19 protein-coding genes and 1 tRNA gene are annotated in these 17,299 nt (G+C 72.5%); 10 read left to right on the top strand and 10 right to left on the bottom strand.

Features of this window, described 5'->3' with window-relative positions:
• The first annotated feature begins 75 nt into the window (after positions 1–75).
• Together ACQP1P_RS42840 and ACQP1P_RS42835 are read left to right on the top strand one after the other, a co-directional pair.
• Positions 76–1,020 carry an RNA polymerase sigma-70 factor gene (locus ACQP1P_RS42840; RefSeq protein WP_433080346.1) on the top strand — a complete coding sequence of 315 codons (945 nt, stop codon included), beginning with the start codon at positions 76–78 and terminating at the stop codon, positions 1,018–1,020.
• 93 nt (positions 1,021–1,113) lie between these two features.
• Positions 1,114–2,295 carry an NAD(P)/FAD-dependent oxidoreductase gene (locus tag ACQP1P_RS42835; protein ID WP_433080344.1) on the top strand — a complete coding sequence of 394 codons (1,182 nt, stop codon included), beginning with the start codon at positions 1,114–1,116 and terminating at the stop codon, positions 2,293–2,295.
• A 373-nt stretch (positions 2,296–2,668) separates the two neighbouring features.
• Here the strand turns inward: ACQP1P_RS42835 and ACQP1P_RS42830 are convergent.
• Both ACQP1P_RS42830 and ACQP1P_RS42825 read right to left on the bottom strand, forming a co-directional pair.
• Positions 2,669–2,741: transfer RNA gene (locus ACQP1P_RS42830), tRNA-Ala, on the bottom strand.
• A gap of 76 nt (positions 2,742–2,817) precedes the next feature.
• On the bottom strand, positions 2,818–3,372 hold the full coding sequence (locus ACQP1P_RS42825) for a YqgE/AlgH family protein (protein WP_344619484.1): 555 nt from the start codon (positions 3,370–3,372) through the stop codon (positions 2,818–2,820).
• Between the two features lie 220 nt (positions 3,373–3,592).
• Between ACQP1P_RS42825 and ACQP1P_RS42820 the strand changes: the two genes are divergently transcribed.
• Positions 3,593–4,351, top strand: coding sequence for an S-methyl-5'-thioadenosine phosphorylase (locus ACQP1P_RS42820; protein WP_433090367.1), 759 nt, complete (start codon positions 3,593–3,595; stop codon positions 4,349–4,351).
• Here ACQP1P_RS42820 and ACQP1P_RS42815 read toward each other — a convergent pair.
• The 4 genes from ACQP1P_RS42815 to ACQP1P_RS42800 form a co-directional block, all read right to left on the bottom strand.
• Complete coding sequence (locus tag ACQP1P_RS42815; RefSeq protein WP_433080342.1) at positions 4,287–5,330, bottom strand: sensor histidine kinase; 1,044 nt, start codon at positions 5,328–5,330, stop codon at positions 4,287–4,289. The genes ACQP1P_RS42820 and ACQP1P_RS42815 overlap by 65 nt on opposite strands.
• Positions 5,323–6,003, bottom strand: a complete 681-nt coding sequence (locus tag ACQP1P_RS42810) for a response regulator transcription factor (RefSeq protein ID WP_433080340.1) — start codon at positions 6,001–6,003, stop codon at positions 5,323–5,325. The genes ACQP1P_RS42815 and ACQP1P_RS42810 overlap by 8 nt, the downstream gene beginning before the upstream one ends.
• An 18-nt stretch (positions 6,004–6,021) precedes the next feature.
• Positions 6,022–6,387 carry a hypothetical protein gene (locus ACQP1P_RS42805; protein ID WP_433080338.1) on the bottom strand — a complete coding sequence of 122 codons (366 nt, stop codon included), beginning with the start codon at positions 6,385–6,387 and terminating at the stop codon, positions 6,022–6,024.
• An 80-nt stretch (positions 6,388–6,467) separates the two neighbouring features.
• Positions 6,468–6,917, bottom strand: a complete 450-nt coding sequence (locus ACQP1P_RS42800; RefSeq protein ID WP_433080336.1) for a MarR family winged helix-turn-helix transcriptional regulator — start codon at positions 6,915–6,917, stop codon at positions 6,468–6,470.
• 61 nt (positions 6,918–6,978) lie between these two features.
• Between ACQP1P_RS42800 and ACQP1P_RS42795 the strand changes: the two genes are divergently transcribed.
• Entirely contained in the window at positions 6,979–8,577 is a 1,599-nt protein-coding gene (locus tag ACQP1P_RS42795) for an MFS transporter (protein WP_433080334.1), read from the top strand.
• Between the two features lie 179 nt (positions 8,578–8,756).
• Here ACQP1P_RS42795 and ACQP1P_RS42790 read toward each other — a convergent pair whose 3' ends face one another.
• From ACQP1P_RS42790 to ACQP1P_RS42780, 3 genes are all read right to left on the bottom strand, one after another.
• Complete coding sequence (locus ACQP1P_RS42790) at positions 8,757–9,530, bottom strand: hypothetical protein (protein ID WP_433080332.1); 774 nt, start codon at positions 9,528–9,530, stop codon at positions 8,757–8,759.
• An 87-nt stretch (positions 9,531–9,617) separates the two neighbouring features.
• Positions 9,618–10,376, bottom strand: coding sequence for a hypothetical protein (locus ACQP1P_RS42785; RefSeq protein WP_433080330.1), 759 nt, complete (start codon positions 10,374–10,376; stop codon positions 9,618–9,620).
• A 46-nt stretch (positions 10,377–10,422) separates the two neighbouring features.
• Entirely contained in the window at positions 10,423–10,698 is a 276-nt protein-coding gene (locus ACQP1P_RS42780; RefSeq protein WP_433080328.1) for a hypothetical protein, read from the bottom strand.
• A 119-nt stretch (positions 10,699–10,817) separates the two neighbouring features.
• Between ACQP1P_RS42780 and ACQP1P_RS42775 the strand changes: the two genes are divergently transcribed.
• The 6 genes from ACQP1P_RS42775 (at position 10,818) to ACQP1P_RS42750 (ending at position 16,338) form a co-directional block, all read left to right on the top strand.
• Positions 10,818–11,390 (top strand): thymidine kinase, encoded by a 573-nt coding sequence (locus tag ACQP1P_RS42775; protein ID WP_433080326.1) that lies wholly within the window; start codon positions 10,818–10,820, stop codon positions 11,388–11,390.
• Between the two features lie 53 nt (positions 11,391–11,443).
• Positions 11,444–11,737, top strand: coding sequence for a metal-sensitive transcriptional regulator (locus tag ACQP1P_RS42770; RefSeq protein ID WP_433080324.1), 294 nt, complete (start codon positions 11,444–11,446; stop codon positions 11,735–11,737).
• 22 nt (positions 11,738–11,759) lie between these two features.
• On the top strand, positions 11,760–12,260 hold the full coding sequence (locus ACQP1P_RS42765) for a hypothetical protein (RefSeq protein ID WP_433080322.1): 501 nt from the start codon (positions 11,760–11,762) through the stop codon (positions 12,258–12,260).
• A gap of 325 nt (positions 12,261–12,585) precedes the next feature.
• Positions 12,586–13,059: a lipoprotein gene (locus tag ACQP1P_RS42760; RefSeq protein ID WP_433080320.1), complete on the top strand. Its 474-nt coding sequence runs from the start codon at positions 12,586–12,588 to the stop codon at positions 13,057–13,059.
• A 277-nt stretch (positions 13,060–13,336) separates the two neighbouring features.
• Entirely contained in the window at positions 13,337–15,544 is a 2,208-nt protein-coding gene (locus ACQP1P_RS42755) for a ricin-type beta-trefoil lectin domain protein (protein WP_433080318.1), read from the top strand.
• Between the two features lie 101 nt (positions 15,545–15,645).
• Positions 15,646–16,338: an MOSC domain-containing protein gene (locus tag ACQP1P_RS42750; RefSeq protein ID WP_433080316.1), complete on the top strand. Its 693-nt coding sequence runs from the start codon at positions 15,646–15,648 to the stop codon at positions 16,336–16,338.
• Here ACQP1P_RS42750 and ACQP1P_RS42745 read toward each other — a convergent pair.
• Positions 16,301–17,164: a dioxygenase family protein gene (locus ACQP1P_RS42745; RefSeq protein WP_433080314.1), complete on the bottom strand. Its 864-nt coding sequence runs from the start codon at positions 17,162–17,164 to the stop codon at positions 16,301–16,303. The genes ACQP1P_RS42750 and ACQP1P_RS42745 overlap by 38 nt on opposite strands.
• Positions 17,165–17,299 lie beyond the last annotated feature (135 nt).

The raw sequence follows: 17,299 nt of genomic DNA, 5'->3' as shown, positions 1-17,299 counted from the left end.
ATCGCGAAAACCCCGAGGCGGGGGGTGGGGTGCTCCGCGCCGGGCGGTCCGGCGGGGTGGGGTTAGCATCGGGCCATGAGCCTGGCCGCCGAGGACGTGGAGCGGTTCGAGGCGTCCCGCCGGCGGCTGGAGGCCATCGCCTACCGGATGCTCGGCTCGGCCGCCGAGGCCGAGGACGTGGTGCAGGAGACCTACCTGCGCTGGCAGGCGGCCGATCCCGAGCGCATCGAGGTGCCCGAGGCCTGGCTCACCAAGGTGCTCACGAACCTCTGCCTCAACCAGCTCACCTCCGCGCGGGCGCGGCGTGAGACCTACGTCGGGCAGTGGCTGCCCGAGCCCCTGCTCGCCGGCGACCCCATGCTCGGGCCGGCCGACACCGCCGAGCAGCGCGAGTCCGTCTCGTTCGCGGTGCTCACGCTCATGGAGCGGCTCTCGCCCAACGAGCGCGCCGTCTACGTGCTGCGCGAGGCGTTCGACTACCCGCACCGCGAGATCGCCGGCGTCCTCGACATCAGCGAGGCCGCCAGCCAGCAGATCTTCCACCGCGCCAAGCAGCACGTCGCCGAGGGCCGGGCCCGCACCGAGGTCGACGCGGCCGCGGCGCGGCGGATCGTCGAGGAGTTCCTGGCCGCCGCGGCCAACGGCCGGACCGAGCCGCTCGTGAGGCTGCTCACGGCCGACGCCGTGAGCATCGGCGACGGCGGCGGGAAGGTGCCGGCCCGGGCCAAGGCGTTCGAGGGCGCCGTGGCGGTGGCCAAGTTCGTGTGGGGGCTGTTCCGGCCCGGGGCCGGCAAGCGCGCCGCCGTGGGTGGCACGCCCGAGGTGTACGCCGCGACGGCCAACGGTGATCCGGCGGTCGTCGCGGTCCTGGACGGCCGCGTGGTCGGGGTCATGTGCCTCCAGGTGACCGAGGACGGCATCGCCGCGTTGCTCAACCAGGTGAACCCGGACAAGCTCGAGCGCGCGACCGCGGCCTGGGCGGCCGGGGACCACGGAAAGCCGCTGTACACGGTCTTCTGACCGCCTGTGAGGTGCTTCACAGCGCGTGGGTGTCAGGAAACGGCGGGCCGCCCGGCTCAAAGGGCAAAACCACGCTGGACGGGAGCACCCACCATGTCGCACCGCATCGTCGTCCTGGGCGCCGGATACGCCGGGGCCATCGCCGCCGGCCGCCTGGCCCGCCGCCTCCGGCGCGAGGACGCCACCGTCACCCTCGTCAACGCCGAGCCCGACTTCGTGGAGCGGGTCCGCAACCACCAGCTCGCGACCGGCCAGACCCTCAAGCCGCGACCGCTGGCCGAGATGTTCGCCGGCACCGGCGTCGACCTGCGCATCGCGAAGGTCACCGCCGTGGACGCCGACCGCCGGACGGTCAGCACGACCGACGGCGAGCTCGGCTACGACACGCTGCTGTACGCCCTCGGCAGCGCCTGGAACGCGCGGGGCGTGCCCGGGGCCGCCGAGCACGCGTACGAGATCGCCGGCCGCCCCGGCGCCCTCCGCCTGCGCGAACGCCTGGCGAGCCTCGAACCCCGCCGCCCGGTCGTGGTCGTCGGCGGCGGCCTGACCGGCATCGAGGCGGCCACCGAGATCGCCGAGTCCCGCCCGGACCTGGACGTGTCCCTGGTGACCACCTCCGAGCTGGGCGACTGGCTGTCCCCGAAGGGCCGCGCCCACCTGCGCCGGGCCCTGCGGAAGCTGCGCATCACGGCCCACGAGCACACCCGGGTGACCGCCGTCGAGCCCGACGCCGTGCGCACCGCCGAGGACCGCACCATCCCGGCCGCCGTGACGATCTGGACCGGCGGCTTCGCGGTCCACCCGATCGCGGCCGGCACCACGCTGGAGGTGACCGAGTCCGGCCAGATCGTCGTGGACGCCTACCTGCGCTCGGTCTCGCACCCGGACGTGTACGCCATCGGCGACGCCGCCATGGCCATGGGCCCCGGCGACAAGCCCCTGCGCATGTCCTGCGCCTCGGGCACCCCCTCCGCGTGGCAGGCCGCCGACGCCATCGCCGCGAGACTGACCGGCGGCAAGCTCCCGAGTGTCCCGATCCGCTACTTCAACCAGTGCATCTCCCTGGGCCGCAGGGACGGCCTGATCCAGTACGTGACCGCCGACGACCGGTCCACGCCCGCCGTCCTGACCGGCCGCCTGGCCGCGGTCTACAAGGAGCTGGTGTGCAAGGGCGCGGCCTGGGCCGTGGCCAACCCGACCCTGGGCCTCCCGACCCGCCGGCGCCCCACGACCCGAACCCAGACCCCGGCCGAATCCAAGGTCCACGCCCGATAAAAAGACCGCAACCCCTCGCGCACCCGGCAGCAACGGCGCGAAGCGCCAAGCGGTGTCTGGCGGGAGCAACGGTCAGCCCCCCGACGAACCCGAGCCAGAAAAAACGGCAAGCGAAGCGAGCCGACCACCACTCCTAGGCAGCCGGCACGAGTGCGCGGGAGGCGAAGCCTCAATCGCGGAGCAACGCGATTGGCGCTCCGCGCCATGAGTCGGGATCGCTGGACTCTGCGGTAACCAAGCGAGACGGTGCCCGGGGGGTTTGGTGGGGCGAAGCCCCCCAACGGGGAGCGACCGAAGGGAGCGCGAAAAATGCCACCCATCGCAAACGCGATTGGCGCTCCGCCGCCATGAGCAGGGAGCGCCAATCGATGGGTGGAGCCGAGGGGACTCGAACCCCTGACCCCCACACTGCCAGTGTGGTGCGCTACCAGCTGCGCCACGGCCCCATCATGCTGTGCTCCGCTCTCGCGGGCACTCACGGAATAGTACACATACCCGGGGTGGGGGTCACATCGGGTATCCCTAGTTCTGCGTCGGGTCCGCCGGGTAGTGCGCCACGGCGGCCATCAGGCCGCCCTGGCGGCGCAGGACCATCTGCCACAGGTCGTCGGGGCGCGGGGCGAAGGCGTCGCTGGGGAGGGCGTCGAAGACGAACCAGGAGCCGCCCTCGATCTCGCGTTCGAGCTGGCCCGGGGACCAGCCCGCGTAGCCGGCGAAGACGCGGACGCCGAGGACGCCGGCCACCAGCAGGTCCGGGTCGCCCGAGAGGTCGACGGTGCCGACCGCGCCCGAGACGCGGTTGAAGCCGGCCAGGTCCTCGACGCCGGGGCGGGTGCGGGCCAGGCAGATCGCGGCCTCGGGCTGGACGGGGCCGCCCTCGAAGACGACCGGGGGTTCACCCGCGAGGGCGCCCCAGCCGCCGAGCACGTCGGCCACCTGGACCTCGGTGGCGCGGTTGAGCACGACGCCGAGCGCGCCGCCCTCCTCGTGCGCGACCACCAGCACGACGGTGCGTTCGAAGTTCGGGTCGCGGAGCGCGGGGGTCGCCACCAGCAGCCGCCCGGTCAACGACTCCATCGCCCTCCCTCGACGCTGCCTGGACGTGCCCCGGCCGGTGCCGGAATTTCTCGGTCTCGGTGACCCGCGTCCCGTGGGGGGCTCACCCAGTTCGCCGGGCATCGACATCAGTCCCACCAGCAGACAACGAAGCGGGGTGCGAGGGTCATGTCTCGCACCATAGCCTGACCCGCGCGTCCCGGTTAGGGTCTGTTCCGTGACCTCACTCGCGGACGTCGCCGTGATCGGCGGATCGGGGCTCTACGCACTCCTCGACGACGCCGAGGAACACGTGGTCGACACGCCGTATGGCCCACCGTCCGACCCGATCACGGTCGCGACGGTGGGTGGGCGGCGCGCCGCTTTTCTTCCCCGGCACGGAAAGGATCACCGGTTCCCGCCGCACCGGATCCCCTATCGGGCGAACCTGTGGGCGCTCAAGGAGCTCGGCGTGTCGCAGGTGCTGGCGCCGTGTGCGGTGGGCGGGCTGCGGCCCGAGCTGGGGCCGGGCACGTTCGTGGTGCCGGACCAGCTCATCGACCGGACCTCGGGGCGGGTGCAGACGTTCTACGACGAGGGCGCGGTGCACGTGAACTTCGCCGACCCGTACTGCGCGACCGGGCGTGGCGTGGTGAAGAAGGTCGCGGCCGAGCACGGGATCGCGGCCGGGGACGGCACGATGGTGGTCGTGGAGGGGCCGCGGTTCTCCACGCGGGCCGAGTCGCGGTGGTTCACGGCGATCGGCGGCGCGGTGGTGAACATGACCGGGCACCCGGAGGCGGTGCTGGCCCGGGAGCTGGCGCTCTGCTACACCTCGATCGCCCTGGTCACCGACCTCGACGCCGGGGTGGAGGGCGAGCACGGGGTTACCCAGGAGGAGGTCTTCCGGGTCTTCGGGGAGAACACCGAGCGGCTCCGGCGGGTCCTGCTCGACGTCATCCCGCGACTGCCGGAGCGGCCGGACGATCCGTGCCGGCACGCGCTGGACGGTCTGCGCTAGGCAGCCGCACGACGAACCGGCAGCCGTCGCCCGCGTTGGCCGCGGAGACGGTGCCCTGATGGGCCTCGACCAGGCCGCGCACGATGGCCAGGCCGAGTCCTCCGCCCGCGCTGCTGTCGGGTGTACGCGCCGGAGTCCCCCGGAACGCCACGTCGAACACCCGGGGCAGGTCCGCCTCGGCAATGCCGCCGCAGGTGTCGCTGACCGCGAGCCAGCCGCCGGCGTCGTCCTGGCCGCCGGTGACGGTCACGGTGCCGTCCGGCGGCGTGTACCGGATCGCGTTGCGGACGAGGTTGTTCACCACCCGCGAGAGCTCCGGCATCGAGCCGCGCACCACCGGCCAGCCGGTCGAGGGCTCGGCGACGATGCTGATGTGCCCGGCGGTGGCCAGGGGCTCGGCGGAGGCGATGGCGTCGGAGACCACGTCGCCGAGCGGCACGTCGGCCACGGCCAGCCGCAGGGCGCCGGCGTTGATCCGGGACAGCTCGAACAGGTCGTCGACGAGCGCGGCCATGCGGTCGGTCTCGGCGCTGATGCGGCGGTGGTACTCGGCGACGGTCTCGGGATCGGACACCACCCCGTCGTCGAGCGCCTCGGCCATCGCGCGCAGCCCGGCCAGGGGCGTGCGCAGGTCGTGCGACACCCAGGCGACGAGCTCGCGGCGGCGCGCCTCGGCCTCCCGCTCCCAGATGCTGGCGCGGGCCAGGCGGCGGCCGGACCAGAGCCCGACGGCGAGCGAGACGGTGGCCGCAGTGCCGATGACGATGAGTAGCACGTGCAGGTCGTGGTCGGAGATGAACATGCGCATGGCGGCGCCGAGGATGCCGGCGAGGACGCTGAGCACCGAGACGAGCAGGATGACCACGACGTGGGCGGTCACCGAGCGGCGGCGCAGTGCCCGCAGGGCGGCCAGGCCCGCCAGCGCGACGACCAGTGAGCCGCTCAGCGCCATCAGGAAGGTGTTGAGGACGTCACGCATATTCGTACCGGTACCCGACGCCCCACACCGTGAGGATCCGCTTCGGCTCGGCCGGATCGTCCTCGACCTTCTCCCGCAGGCGTCGCATGTGGACGGTGACGGTGGACTGGTCGCCGAAGGTCCAGCCCCACACCTGCTCCAGCAGCTCCGCCCGGCGCAGCACCCGGCCCGGGTTGCGCATCAGGAACACCAGCAGGTCGAACTCGCGCACGGTCAGCGCGAGCTCCTCGCCCCGCCGGGTCGCGATCCGCCGCGCGACGTCAACGCGCAGGTCGCCGTCGGCCAGCTCGCCGGTCGCCGGGGCGGGGGCCGCGCGGCGCAGCACCGACTGCACGCGCAGGACCAGCTCGCGCGGGGAGAACGGCTTGGTGACGTAGTCGTCGGCGCCGACCTCGAGCCCGAGCACCCGGTCGGACTCCTCGCCGAGCGCGGTCAGCATGATGATGGGCAGGCCCGGGTCCTGGGCCCGCAGCCGCCGGCACACCTCGAGCCCGTCGAGGCCGGGCAGCATGAGGTCGAGCACGACGAGGTCGGGCCGCTCGCGGCGGTACTGCTCCAACGCCCCCGGCCCGTCCCCGGCCAGCGTGACGCCGTAGTCGGCCCGCTCCAGGTATCGCCGGACGACGTCGCTGACGGTCGGGTCGTCATCGACGACCAGCACGCGCTGCCCCATCGCTCGACTGTAGAGCGCTCAGGTCTCGCCGCCGAGGTCCGTCTCGTAGGCCTCGTGGAGCAGGTCCGCGCCCCGCTGCCGGTGCTGCCACACCTCGCGGATGAGCCGGTCGGCGTCGCGCCGCACCACCTCCGCCGGGTCCCGGCCCGACAGCCGCCCCTCGAGCTCGTCCAGGGCGCTCCACACCGAGCGGTGGTCGCCCACGAGGGTGCTGAGGTACGGCGCCAGCCGCGGCGCGTCGTCCAGCATCTCCGCGTAGAGCCCGCTGGGCCCCTCCGTCTCCTCCACGTGGACCGCGAACGCCTCCTTGAGCTGCGCCACCGCGCGACTCACCCGGGTCCCGAACGCCGGATCGCCGACCGGGGTCTGGATGGCGTGTCGCATGAGTTGAATGCCGCCGAGCAGTTCCATGCCGCACCTCCCGCCCAATCCATAATGTGACGCGGGACACACTGCTGTCCAGCTCAGAGGGTGGAGATCTCCTCGCTCGCAGCGGCCTCGGCCTCGGTCATGCGCGTGAGCCAGGCGTTGACGACGGCCAGCTCATCCGCGCTGAACCCGCCGGACAGGCGGGACTCGACCGCCTGGACGGCCGGCAGCGCCTCGCCGAGCCGCGCCCGCCCGGCCTCGGTCAGGTAGATCTGCTGCGAGCGCCGGTCGGACGGGTGCTGGCGGCGCTCGACCAGCCCGGCCCGCTCCAGGCCGGCGAGCATCTCGTTGGCCGACTGGCGGGCGGTGGAGACCTTGCGGGCCACGTCGGCGACGGACATCCCCGGCACCTCGTCGAGCAGCAGCAGCGACGCGAACTGTGCCACCGACAGCTCGTGCGGGACCAGTGCCTCGGCGATGACCCCGCGCAGGGCGAGCCAGGCGTGGCGGACGAGGAAGGTCGAGCAGGCGTCGCTGGGGTTCACCCACCCATTGTGCGCCGGTGCACTATTGACAGGAACCTGTCATTGCGGGAACGTGGCCATCATGACCGTCAGGGACCTGTCAATAAACCTACCGCGGCAGCGCCGAGTGCTGTCCGTGCTCGTCTTCGCCGCGGTCCTCATCTGGATCGACACGACCATCCTGGGCATCGCCCTGGAGCGCATCGCGGACCCGCGCACCGGCCTCGGGGCCACGCCGGGCCAGCTGCAGTGGGCCGTCGGCTCCTACGCGCTGCTGTTCGCCACCGCGCTGTTCGCCGCCGGCGCGCTGGGCGACCGGTACGGCCACCGCACGATCCTGATCCTCGGCCTCCTCGACTTCGGTGCCGCCTCGGTCTGGGCCGCCTGGGCCGGCGACGCGACCGGCCTGATCCTGGCCCGCGGCCTGATGGGCCTCGGCGGCGCGATGATGATGCCCACGTCCATGGCGATCATCGGCGCCACGTTCCCGCCCGAGCGCCGGGCCGGGGCGATCGCGGCGTGGTCGGCCTCCAGCGGCGTCGGCGTCGCGCTCGGCCCGCTGCTCGGCGGCGTGCTCGTGGACCACTTCTGGTGGGGCTCGGTCTTCCTGGTCAACCTGCCCGTCGTGGCGCTCGCGCTGGCGGGGATCGCGTGGGCGGTACCGAATCCGAAGCTCGCGCAGCGGCGACGACCGGACCCGATCGGCCTGCTGCTGTCCACGGCCGGCCTGGCGTCCCTCGCCTACGGCCTCATCGAGGCCGGCCAGGACGCCGACTGGGCCCGCGTGCGGGTCTGGGGCCCGGTGCTGCTCGGCCTGGCGCTGCTCGCGCTGTTCACCGTCTTCGAGTGGCGCGCGCCGGAGCCGTCGTTCGACCCGCGCCTGTTCCGCAGCGGCCGCTTCAGCGCCGGCAACCTCGCCCTCGCCGCGCTGTTCTTCGCCATCACCGGCCAGATGTTCTACGGCAACTTCTACCTCCAGGGCGCCCGCGGCCTGAGCGCCCTCGCCACCGGCCTGGCCTTCCTGCCCGGCGCCCTGGGCGTGGCGATCGGCTCCGGCCTGGGCGCGAGGCTCGCGAGACGGTTCGGGGTGGGCCTGGTCAGCGGCGGGGGCCTGCTCGTCGTGGCGGCCGCGTTCCTGGCCAACCTGGCCTTCGACGTGGACACCCCGCTGGTCTGGTTCTGCGTCGTCGGCCTGGTCGGCGGCACCGCCATGGGCATGGCGATCGCGCCGACCGTGGCCGCCGTCATCGCCGTGCTGCCCCTGGACCGCATGGGCGCCGGCTCGGCCGTGAACAACACGGTCCGGCAGGTCGGCAGCGTGCTGGGCATCGCGCTGCTGGGCACGGTGCTCACCACGACGTACCGCGACCGCATCGCCCCGGCCCTGGCCGGCCTCCCGCCCGCGGCCCGCGACGCGGCGGCCCCGTCGGCCGAGCACACCCGCGCGGTCGCCGACGCCCTGCACCGCCCGGACCTGGCCGAGCGGGCGAACGACGCCTTCGTCGCCGCGATGCACACCACGGCGGCGGCCGCCGCACTGGTCGCCTTCCTGGGCGCGGTCCTGCTGCTGCTCGCCTTTCGCGCCCGCCACGACCACGGCGCGCACGCCCGCGCCGAGCAGCGGCCCGGTGCGGCGGCGAGCAGCGACGATCCGGCGCCGATCGGCAACGCCGTGACGTAGCCGGGGCCGCCCGGCGCGCGGCGGTGACGAAGCCGGGTGCGACGGGCCCGGGGCATCATGACTCGGGTCCGCGGTGGTGCGGACCGTCGCTCCCGCCAGACACCGCTCGGCGCTGGCGCGCCGTCGCTGCCAGGCCCGCGTGTGGTCGCGCTCTTTGGATCGGCCCGACCCGGACGGCGCTAAGCGTGAATGAGTGCCAGGTCCTCGCCGGCTCGGATGCCGGGGCCGCTGAAGGTCGAGCGGGTGCCGCCCGGGCCCGCGTGGACCACCCGGGCGCCGGCCAGGTAGCGGATGTTCACGTTCTCGGCGAAGTTCCGGCCGTTCGGCAGGGCGCCGGCGGCCATGATGGTGCCGATGTCCACGCCCCAGACCCGGTGGCCCTCGTGGCCGTCGCGGAACAGCACCGCCACGTCGCCGCTCAGGTAGGCGTCGTAGACGATCCGGACGCCCAGGTCCAGCCGCAGCGCGAGCAGGGTGTCGCCCCGGGCGCCGTCCGCCAGCGCCGTGCTGGACGACTCGATGGTGTCGGCGCCCCAAGCGTGCTCGTAGGTGAGGCGCTGGGCGTTCGGGATCTCGATGTCGTACCGCAGGTGCTCCGCCGCCACCACGCCGCCGTTCGGGGACCACAGGTGGGCCGCGGTGGCGATCAGCCGGGGAACGTCCTCGATCGGCAGCTCCACCGGCTCGGAGCCCACCCCGGTGATCGAGGCGCTCGCCACGCGCAGCGTCGTGGTGACGGGCGTCCAGCCGTGCGTGCCGTGCAGGAGGCCGTCGATCTGCACCCGGTCCGGCGCACGGCCCAGGCACGCGGTCACGGCCTCGGCCAGGGCACCGTCGCCGAGGCCGAACAGCTCCACCTCCGACTCGCTCGTCGGATGGCGGTCCTGCCCGTGGGCGTTGACGCTGGACGACGCATAACACTGGCCCGCAACGATCGACAGCTCAATGCCCATGACCGGCCCCCGTGATCACATAATGTTACGTGTACGTTACGCCTGGTCGGGGGAACTTGACCTTGAAAAGCGAAACGGGGGAGTGGTTCAGGAGCGGGCGGTCGCCGCGCGGAAGGACGGCGCGGACTCCTCGGGCGCGACCGCGGTCGCCTTGCGCAGGCGCAGCTCGGCGTCGAAGGCCTCGTCGTCCAGGCTCCGCTTCGCGGCCGCGGCCATGTCCGCGGCCTTCGCGGTCTGGCGCTCGATCTCGGACGCCTCCTGGTACGCGTGGAACTTCCGGTCCCGGATGACCTTGCGCAGCATGAGCTGCTGGGCGAACGGGTGCGCCCGCGGGTCCCACCCGTTGCGGTGCATGAGCGCGTCGGCCAGGTCGGAGGCCGTGATCTCGCCGCGGTCGTGCGCGGCGTTGACCATGCGGACGAGGTTGCGGCGGCGGTCCTCCGGGTCGTCCTCGGTCGCCGGGAACGCGTTGGCGCGGCGGAGGCGGTGCACGGCCTGCTCCGACTCCTCGAACGCGCGCCACGCGGCCTCCTGGGTCCGCTGGGCCGCCTCCCACTCGCCCCGCCGGCGCTCGGCCATGGCGTTGGCGCGCTCGGCGGCGATGGCGACCTCGGCGCAGTACCGCCGCAGCTCTTCGATCTCCTTGGCGCTGCGCTCGAGCTTGGCCTGCTTCTCGCGCACGGCCTCGGGGTCGCGGATCGCCTTGCGCAGGCGGCTCCACCAGGACGGCCCGCCGGAGCCGCGGCGAGAGATGAGCGTCACGATCAGGAACGTGATGATGACGGCGGCGAGCAGGGCCAGCCAGATGGCCAGCGCTTCCTGCATGCCGTGCGAGAAGTTCTGCATGGTGGGGGCACCTCGGATGGCGAGACCGGTCAGGGAGGGGTTCGTCTCACGCCGGGTGCGCCGGTGGTGCCCGGCCCGCCACGGCACCCACGTGACGGCCGGTGAGCAGCGGGCTCGAGCCGCCGGCGAGGACGGGCTCGGCGTGGGTGGGAGGAGCGACCGGCCGCGCATCGTCCACTGTGGACTGCGATGCGGGCGCCGCGGGTGCGGTGGCGTTCAGCGACACCGGCGCGGGACGCACCGGCTCCACTGTGGACGGCAGGGCGGGGGTGAAGCCGGCGCCGATGATCAGCGCACAGACGGCCATCGCGAGTCGTCGCACGCTGCGCCGTAGACGGCTGGGCGGCGACACGACCTGCATCACTCAAACATGCCCGTTCCCGGCGAAGGTCGCAACCTAGGGTGAAAATTCCTACAGTCGGGGAGGCGTACCGTGTCGCCGTGGATCTGACCGTCATCCTCGGCCCGATGAAGAGCGGCAAGTCGCTGGAGCTGGTGAGCCTGCTCTCGCCGCTGCAGTACACGGACGCGCGCCACCGCGTGTTCCAGAGCGCGCGCCACGTGCGCGACGCCGGTGTCGTCTCGCGCAGCGGCGCGGCGCTCGCGACCGTCAAGGCGACCTCGCTGGCCGCGGCGCTGGACGAGGAGCTCGACGTCGTCGGCATCGACGAGGTGCACATGTTCACGCTCGCGGACATGCTCGTCGTGCGCCGGCTGCTGCAGCGGGGCACGCGCGTGGTGGCGGCCGGCATCGACCTCGACCACCGCGGCGAGCTGTTCGCGCCGGTGCGGGCGCTGCTGGAGCTCGGGCCCGCGAGCGTCACCTACCGGCGCGCGGTGTGCGATCGCTGCCGCTCGTTCTCGGCCGTCTACACGCAGGTGCTCGAGCGCGGCGAGCCGATGATCCGGGAGCTCGCGCCCTCGACGGCGCTGCCGGACGACGGGACGTACACGTACGAGGCCCGCTGCCGCATCTGCGTGGTGCTGCCGGAGCGGCTGACCCTGACGGTCTAGCCGCCCTTTCATACCCCCAGGGGGTTACCCCGCACGCGGGTATGCTGGTGGGCATGACCAGCCCGACGCCGCGTGGGTACACCGCCACCAAGGACCAGCTCCAGAGCCGCCTGCGCCGCATCGAGGGCCAGGTGCGCGGCGTGGAGAAGATGGTCGACGAGGACCGGTACTGCATCGACGTGCTCACCCAGATCAGCGCCATCCAGGCCGCCCTGGACAAGGTGGCGCTCGGGCTGCTCGACGACCACGCCCGGCACTGCATGCACAACGGCGCCCAGGAGGGCAAGGGCGAGGAGATGGCCACGGAGATGATGGCGGCCGTGGGACGGCTCCTGCGCCGGGGTTGACGGTTCCCTATTGTCTACTGCCGTGCCCGATTACGCGTTCGTACGGCAGACCGACGGCTTCACCTGTGGCCCCACGGTCGCGATGGTCGCCGCCGCGGCCCTGGACCCCTCCTACGGCGCGACCGTCACGGACGCGGGCGAGGAGCAGCACCGCATCCACGCCGCCGCCAACCGGCTGTGGCCCCGCAAGCTCGGCACCACGCCCTGGGGCGTGGCCGGGGTCATCTCCGCGCACACGGCGGCGCTGGGCGTGCGCTACGGGTGGCGGCTCTTCCGCGGCGACCTGGGCGCGGCGATCGCGGCGGTGGAGTGCGACTGGCCGGTGGCGATGCTCATCGGCGCCGTGATCCCGCGCCACTGGGTGCTGATCGTGGGCCACCACGACGGGGTGCTGGAGTGCTTCAACCCGGCCCGGGGCGTGGTGACGTCGATCCCGGTCGCGGACGTGGCGGCGCGGCGGCTGGAGCCGCTGGGCTTCCCGCGCGCGTTCGCTCTGGTCCTGCCGCGACACGTCACGTCCTGAATCTGCGGGACGCGGTGATCGCGGGTACGTTGCTGGCGTGGTACCGCTGAGCTACGTCCAGGGCGACGGGACCGGTCCGCGGGCCGCCGGACCCAAGATCGTGGCGCATGTGTGCAACGACCTCGGCGGCCGGGGCGGCTCGCGGGCCAGGCCGGCCGCCTCGGCGCGTCGGTGCGCGTGCCGCGCATCGGCGCCGGCCTGGCCGGCGGCCGGTGGGAGCGCATCGAGCCGCTGATCGCCGCCCGGCTGTGCGCCCGCGACATCCCGACGACCGTGTACGACCTAGCCCGATCACGTTGCCGCCGACATCCTCTGGGAGTGTGCAGTGAGGCGCATCCTGAGCCTGTTCCTGGCCGCCGCCCTGCTGGCCGGCTGCTCGAACGACGACAAGAGCACTCCCGCGCCGGCCGGCGAGCCGTCGGCCGGGACCGTGGTCGCCATGCCGCACGCGGATGCGCAGGCGCTCGCGGACAAGTACCGCACCGAGGCCGTCACGGCCCTGGGCGCGACGCTGAGCGGGCCGCCGACGAGCAACCTGGCGCCGTGCGAGGGCCCGCACACGTTCACCGCGATCACGTACGGTGACGTGCCCGTCCCCGCCGACCAGCAGAACGCCGCCCTGCAGAAGCTGCGCGAGCACTACAGCGGCGCGCAGTACACGGTCGCGCCGCCCGGGGCCGACGGCTCCCTGAACGCGATCACGCCCGACCGGGTCAAGATCTCGATCGCCCCCGAGGGCACCGACACGCTGCGCATCAACATCGCGACCGCGTGCTATTCGTCGGACGAGCCGCTGTGACCTGCCGGCGGGCGCCGGGTTCGAGGGATCGTCACGGGTCGGTGCCCGCCGCTCGCGATGCTCCGCGCCGGCTCAAGCGCTCCGGGTGACGAGGACCGGGAGCGACGGTCCGCACCACCGCGGACCCGAGTCATGGCTTGAGAGAGCGCTCTCCGGGCGTCGATTTTCCCGACTCTTGACTGCAGGGTCACATCGACGTAACACTGCACGTACTCGCTGAGAGCGCTCTCACCGCCATGGATCGCGCCCGGCCGGCAACCTCGAAAGCAGGCAGCCCATGAGTTCCAGATCTCGTGCCCTACGCAATGTTCTGCTGGCCGGGACGACATTGACCGTTGTCGCGTTCGGCCTCGCCGGCGTCATCGGGTCGGCGTCCGCCGCCGTCACCGGCAACCCGATCATCGGCCCCGGCGGCAAGTGCGTCGACATCTCCGGCGACGACACCGGCGTGAACGGCACCCCGGCCCAGTTGTGGGACTGCCAGGCCGCGGCCGCCGACCAGCACTGGACCTGGAGCGGCACCGCGCTGACCGCGATCGGCCGGTGCCTCGACGTGGTCAGCGGCGGCACCGCCAACGGCACCAAGCTGCAGCTGTGGGACTGCAACGGCACGGGCGCCCAGCAGTGGGTCGCGCAGGCCGACGGCTCGATGAAGAACCCGCAGTCCGGCCGGTGCATGGACTCGCCGAGCGGGGCCACCGCCAACGGCACCCGCCTGCAGATCTGGGACTGCAACGGCACCGGCGCCCAGAAGTTCGCCGTCACCACGCCGCCGCCGCCGACCGGCACCTGCCCCACGTACTCCGACACGCCGGACTTCGGCCCGAACGTGCACATCTACGACCACTCGATGAGCGACGCGGCCATCCAGGCGTCGCTGGACTCGGTCTTCAACGCGCAGAAGGACACCCAGTCCGCGCAGTTCGGGACCCGCCGCGACGCCCTGGTGTTCAAGCCGAGCACCACCCCCTACGCCGTCGGCGCGAACATCGGCTTCAACACCTCGATCCTGGGCCTCGGCCAGAACCCCGACGACACGCGCATCAACGGCGCCGTCACGGTCGACGCGTTCAACGCCGGCGACGCGGGCAACGCCACCCAGAACTTCTGGCGCTCGGCGGAGAACCTGTCGGTCAACACCCTCGGCGGGACCAACCGCTGGGCCGTCGCGCAGGCCGCGCCGTACCGCCGCATGCACGTCATCGGCGGGCTCAACCTGTTCCCGGCCAGCTACGGCTGGGCCAGCGGCGGCTACATCTCCGACTCCAAGGTGGACGGCAACGTCGAGTCGGCGTCGCAGCAGCAGTGGTACACCAAGGACAGCACCCTGGGCAGCTGGAGCGGTTCCAACTGGAACATGGTCTTCTCCGGCGTCAACGGCGCCCCGGCGAACAACTTCAACACCAACCCGGCCGCCGGTCCCCGCTACACGACCCTGGCCACGACCCCGGTCTCGCGGGACGTGCCCTACCTCTACATCGACGGCAGCGGCAAGTACCGCGTGTTCCTGCCCTCGCTGCGCACCAACGCGTCCGGCGCGAGCTGGGCCGGCGGCTCGACCCCCGGCACCTCGGTGCCGATGAGCACCTTCTTCGTCGCCAAGCCCAGCGACTCCGCCGCGACGATCAACACCGCCCTCGCCAACGGCTGCAACGTCTTCTTCACGCCCGGCGTCTACCACGTCAACCAGACGCTGCACGTGACCAAGGCCAACACGGTCGTCCTCGGCATCGGCTACCCGACGATCATCCCGGACGGCGGCGTCAACGCGATGGACGTCGCCGACGTCGACGGCGTGCGGCTCAAGGGCCTGCTCTTCGACGCCGGCACCACCAACAGCGACACCCTGCTCAAGGTCGGCCCGGCCAAGACGGCCGTGTCCCACGCGAGCAACCCGACCACGGTCCAGGACGTGTTCTTCCGCATCGGCGGCATGGTCGCCGGCAAGGCCACGAACAGCCTGGTGGTCAACACGAACAACACGATCATCGACCACACCTGGGCCTGGCGCGCCGACCACGGCAGCGGCATCGGCTGGACGGTCAACACCGCGGACAACGGCCTCACCGTCAACGGCGACAACGTCCTGGCGACCGGCCTGTTCGTGGAGCACTACCAGAAGAACGAGGTCGTCTGGAACGGCGCCAACGGCCGGATCATCTTCTTCCAGAACGAGATGCCCTACGACCCGCCGAACCAGGCGGCCTGGATGAACGGCTCGACGCAGGGCTACCCGGCCATCAAGGTCGCGTCGGGGGTCACGAGCTTCGAGGCGTGGGGCCTGGGCAGCTACTGCTTCTTCAACGTCAACAACTCCGTGGTCTCGGCCCGCGCGTTCGAGGTCCCGGCGGTGGCGGGCGTGAAGTTCCACAACATGGCGGTCGTCTCGCTCGGCGGGGTCGGCACCATCAGCCACGTCATCAACAATACGGGGGCGGCGGCGAACTCGACCACCAACAACGTGTACCTGGTCAACTTCCCCTAACTGGCACCTCCACGACGGCCGGTCCCGCACATCGGGCCGGCCGTCGTTGTGTGCCCGAAATGACGGCGCGGCCGCGGCGCGTCACCCGCTAGGTTGACCGGGTGGCCTACCTGCTCTCCGTCAACGTCGGCACGCCCGTGCGCACCGAGCACTCCGACGTGTCGCACACGGGCATCGACAAGCGACCCGTCGACGGCCCGGTGGCGATCTTCGTGCCCGGCCCGCGCGGGACGCAGGAGACCGGCGTGGCGGGCGACCGCGTCTGCGACACGCGCCACCACGGCGGCCCGGACCAGGCCGTGTACGCCTACGCCCGCGAGGACCTCGACAAGTGGGCCGCGGAGCTGGGCCGCGACCTGCCCGGCGGCGTCTTCGGCGAGAACCTGACCACGTCCGGCCTGGACGTGACCGGCGCCCGGATCGGCGAGCGCTGGGTCGTGGGCGACACTGCCGTGCTCGAGGTGTCCGCGCCGCGCATCCCGTGCCGCACGTTCGCCGCCTGGCTGGGGGAGCGGGGCTGGATCAAGACCTTCACCCGGCGCGCGATCCCCGGTGCCTACCTCCGCGTCATCCACCCCGGCTCGATCCGGGCCGGCGACGAGGTGCGCGTGGTGCACACCCCGCCCCACGACGTCACGATCGGCCTCGCCTTCCGCGCGCTGACCGCCGAGCCGGAGCTGCTGCCCCGGCTCCTTGCGGCCGACGCGCTGCCGGTGTGGACCCGCGAGAAGATCCACAACCGCCTGCTGCTCGGCTCTACGCGGTCTGCAGCGAGCGCTTCGACAGCCCCATGAAGTAGCCGTCGATGACCGACCGCACCGGGGCATCGGGCTGGTCGGCCGCGCCGAGCGTGACGAACAGCGGCGTGTAGTGCTCGGCCGTCGGGTGCGCGAACGGCATGCCCGGGGCCTGGCTGGCGTACCGGCTCAGCGTGTCGACGTCCCCGCGGGCGAGCGCGTCGGCGGCCCAGGCGTCGAAGTCGGCCGACCAGCCCGGCGGGGTGCCGTGCCCGGTCCAGTGCTCCCGCCTGAGGAACGGCAGCCCGTGGGTCATGAACCCGGAGCCGATGACGAGCACGCCCTCCTGCCGCAGCGGGCGCAGCCGGCGCCCGAGTTCGAGCAGCCGATCGGGGTGGTGGGTGGGCAGGCTGAGCTGCAGCACCGGGACGTCGCCGAGCGGGTACATCGTCATGAGCGGTACCCAGGCCCCGTGATCGAGCCCGCGACTACGATGCTCGTGCAGCGGCTCGGAGTCGGGCATGAGGGCCGCGACCTTGTGCGCGAGCTCGGTGGCGTCCGGCGTGTCGTACCGCAGCGTCCAGAACACGGGCTTGAAGCCGCCGAAGTCGTACACCAGCGGCGTGTTGGCGGCCGTGGCCGAAACACTCAGCGGCGCCTGCTCCCAGTGCGCGCTCACGATCAGGATCGCCTTCGGCTTGGGCAGGTCGAGCGCCCAGTCGAGCAGCTGGCGCATCCACTCGGCGTCCTCGAGCAGCGGCGGCGCGCCATGGCTGATGTACAGGCTGGGCAGCGCCCCGTCCTCAGGCGCCCACGTCCGCTGCTCGCGACTGGCCGGCACGGCTACCGCGAGGTGCCGCTCGAGAAGGGGAAGCTCGTTCATGTTTCTAGGGTAGCGCGTTAGTTGAGCGCTCAACAGTGTGACCGCGCTCGCGGTTCGCCACATTCGACCCGGGCGTTGGTTCGTCTCCCTCGACCGTGTCCGGTTCCCTTAGCGACCGCGTCCGGCTCGTCGCTC

Origin of the sequence: Dactylosporangium sp. CA-052675, from assembly GCF_050947935.1 — a bacterium.
Taxonomy (GTDB): Bacteria; Actinomycetota; Actinomycetes; order Mycobacteriales; family Micromonosporaceae; genus Dactylosporangium.
Note: the sequence above shows the minus strand (reverse complement) of the source record. Positions and strands in the feature narration are given on the sequence as shown.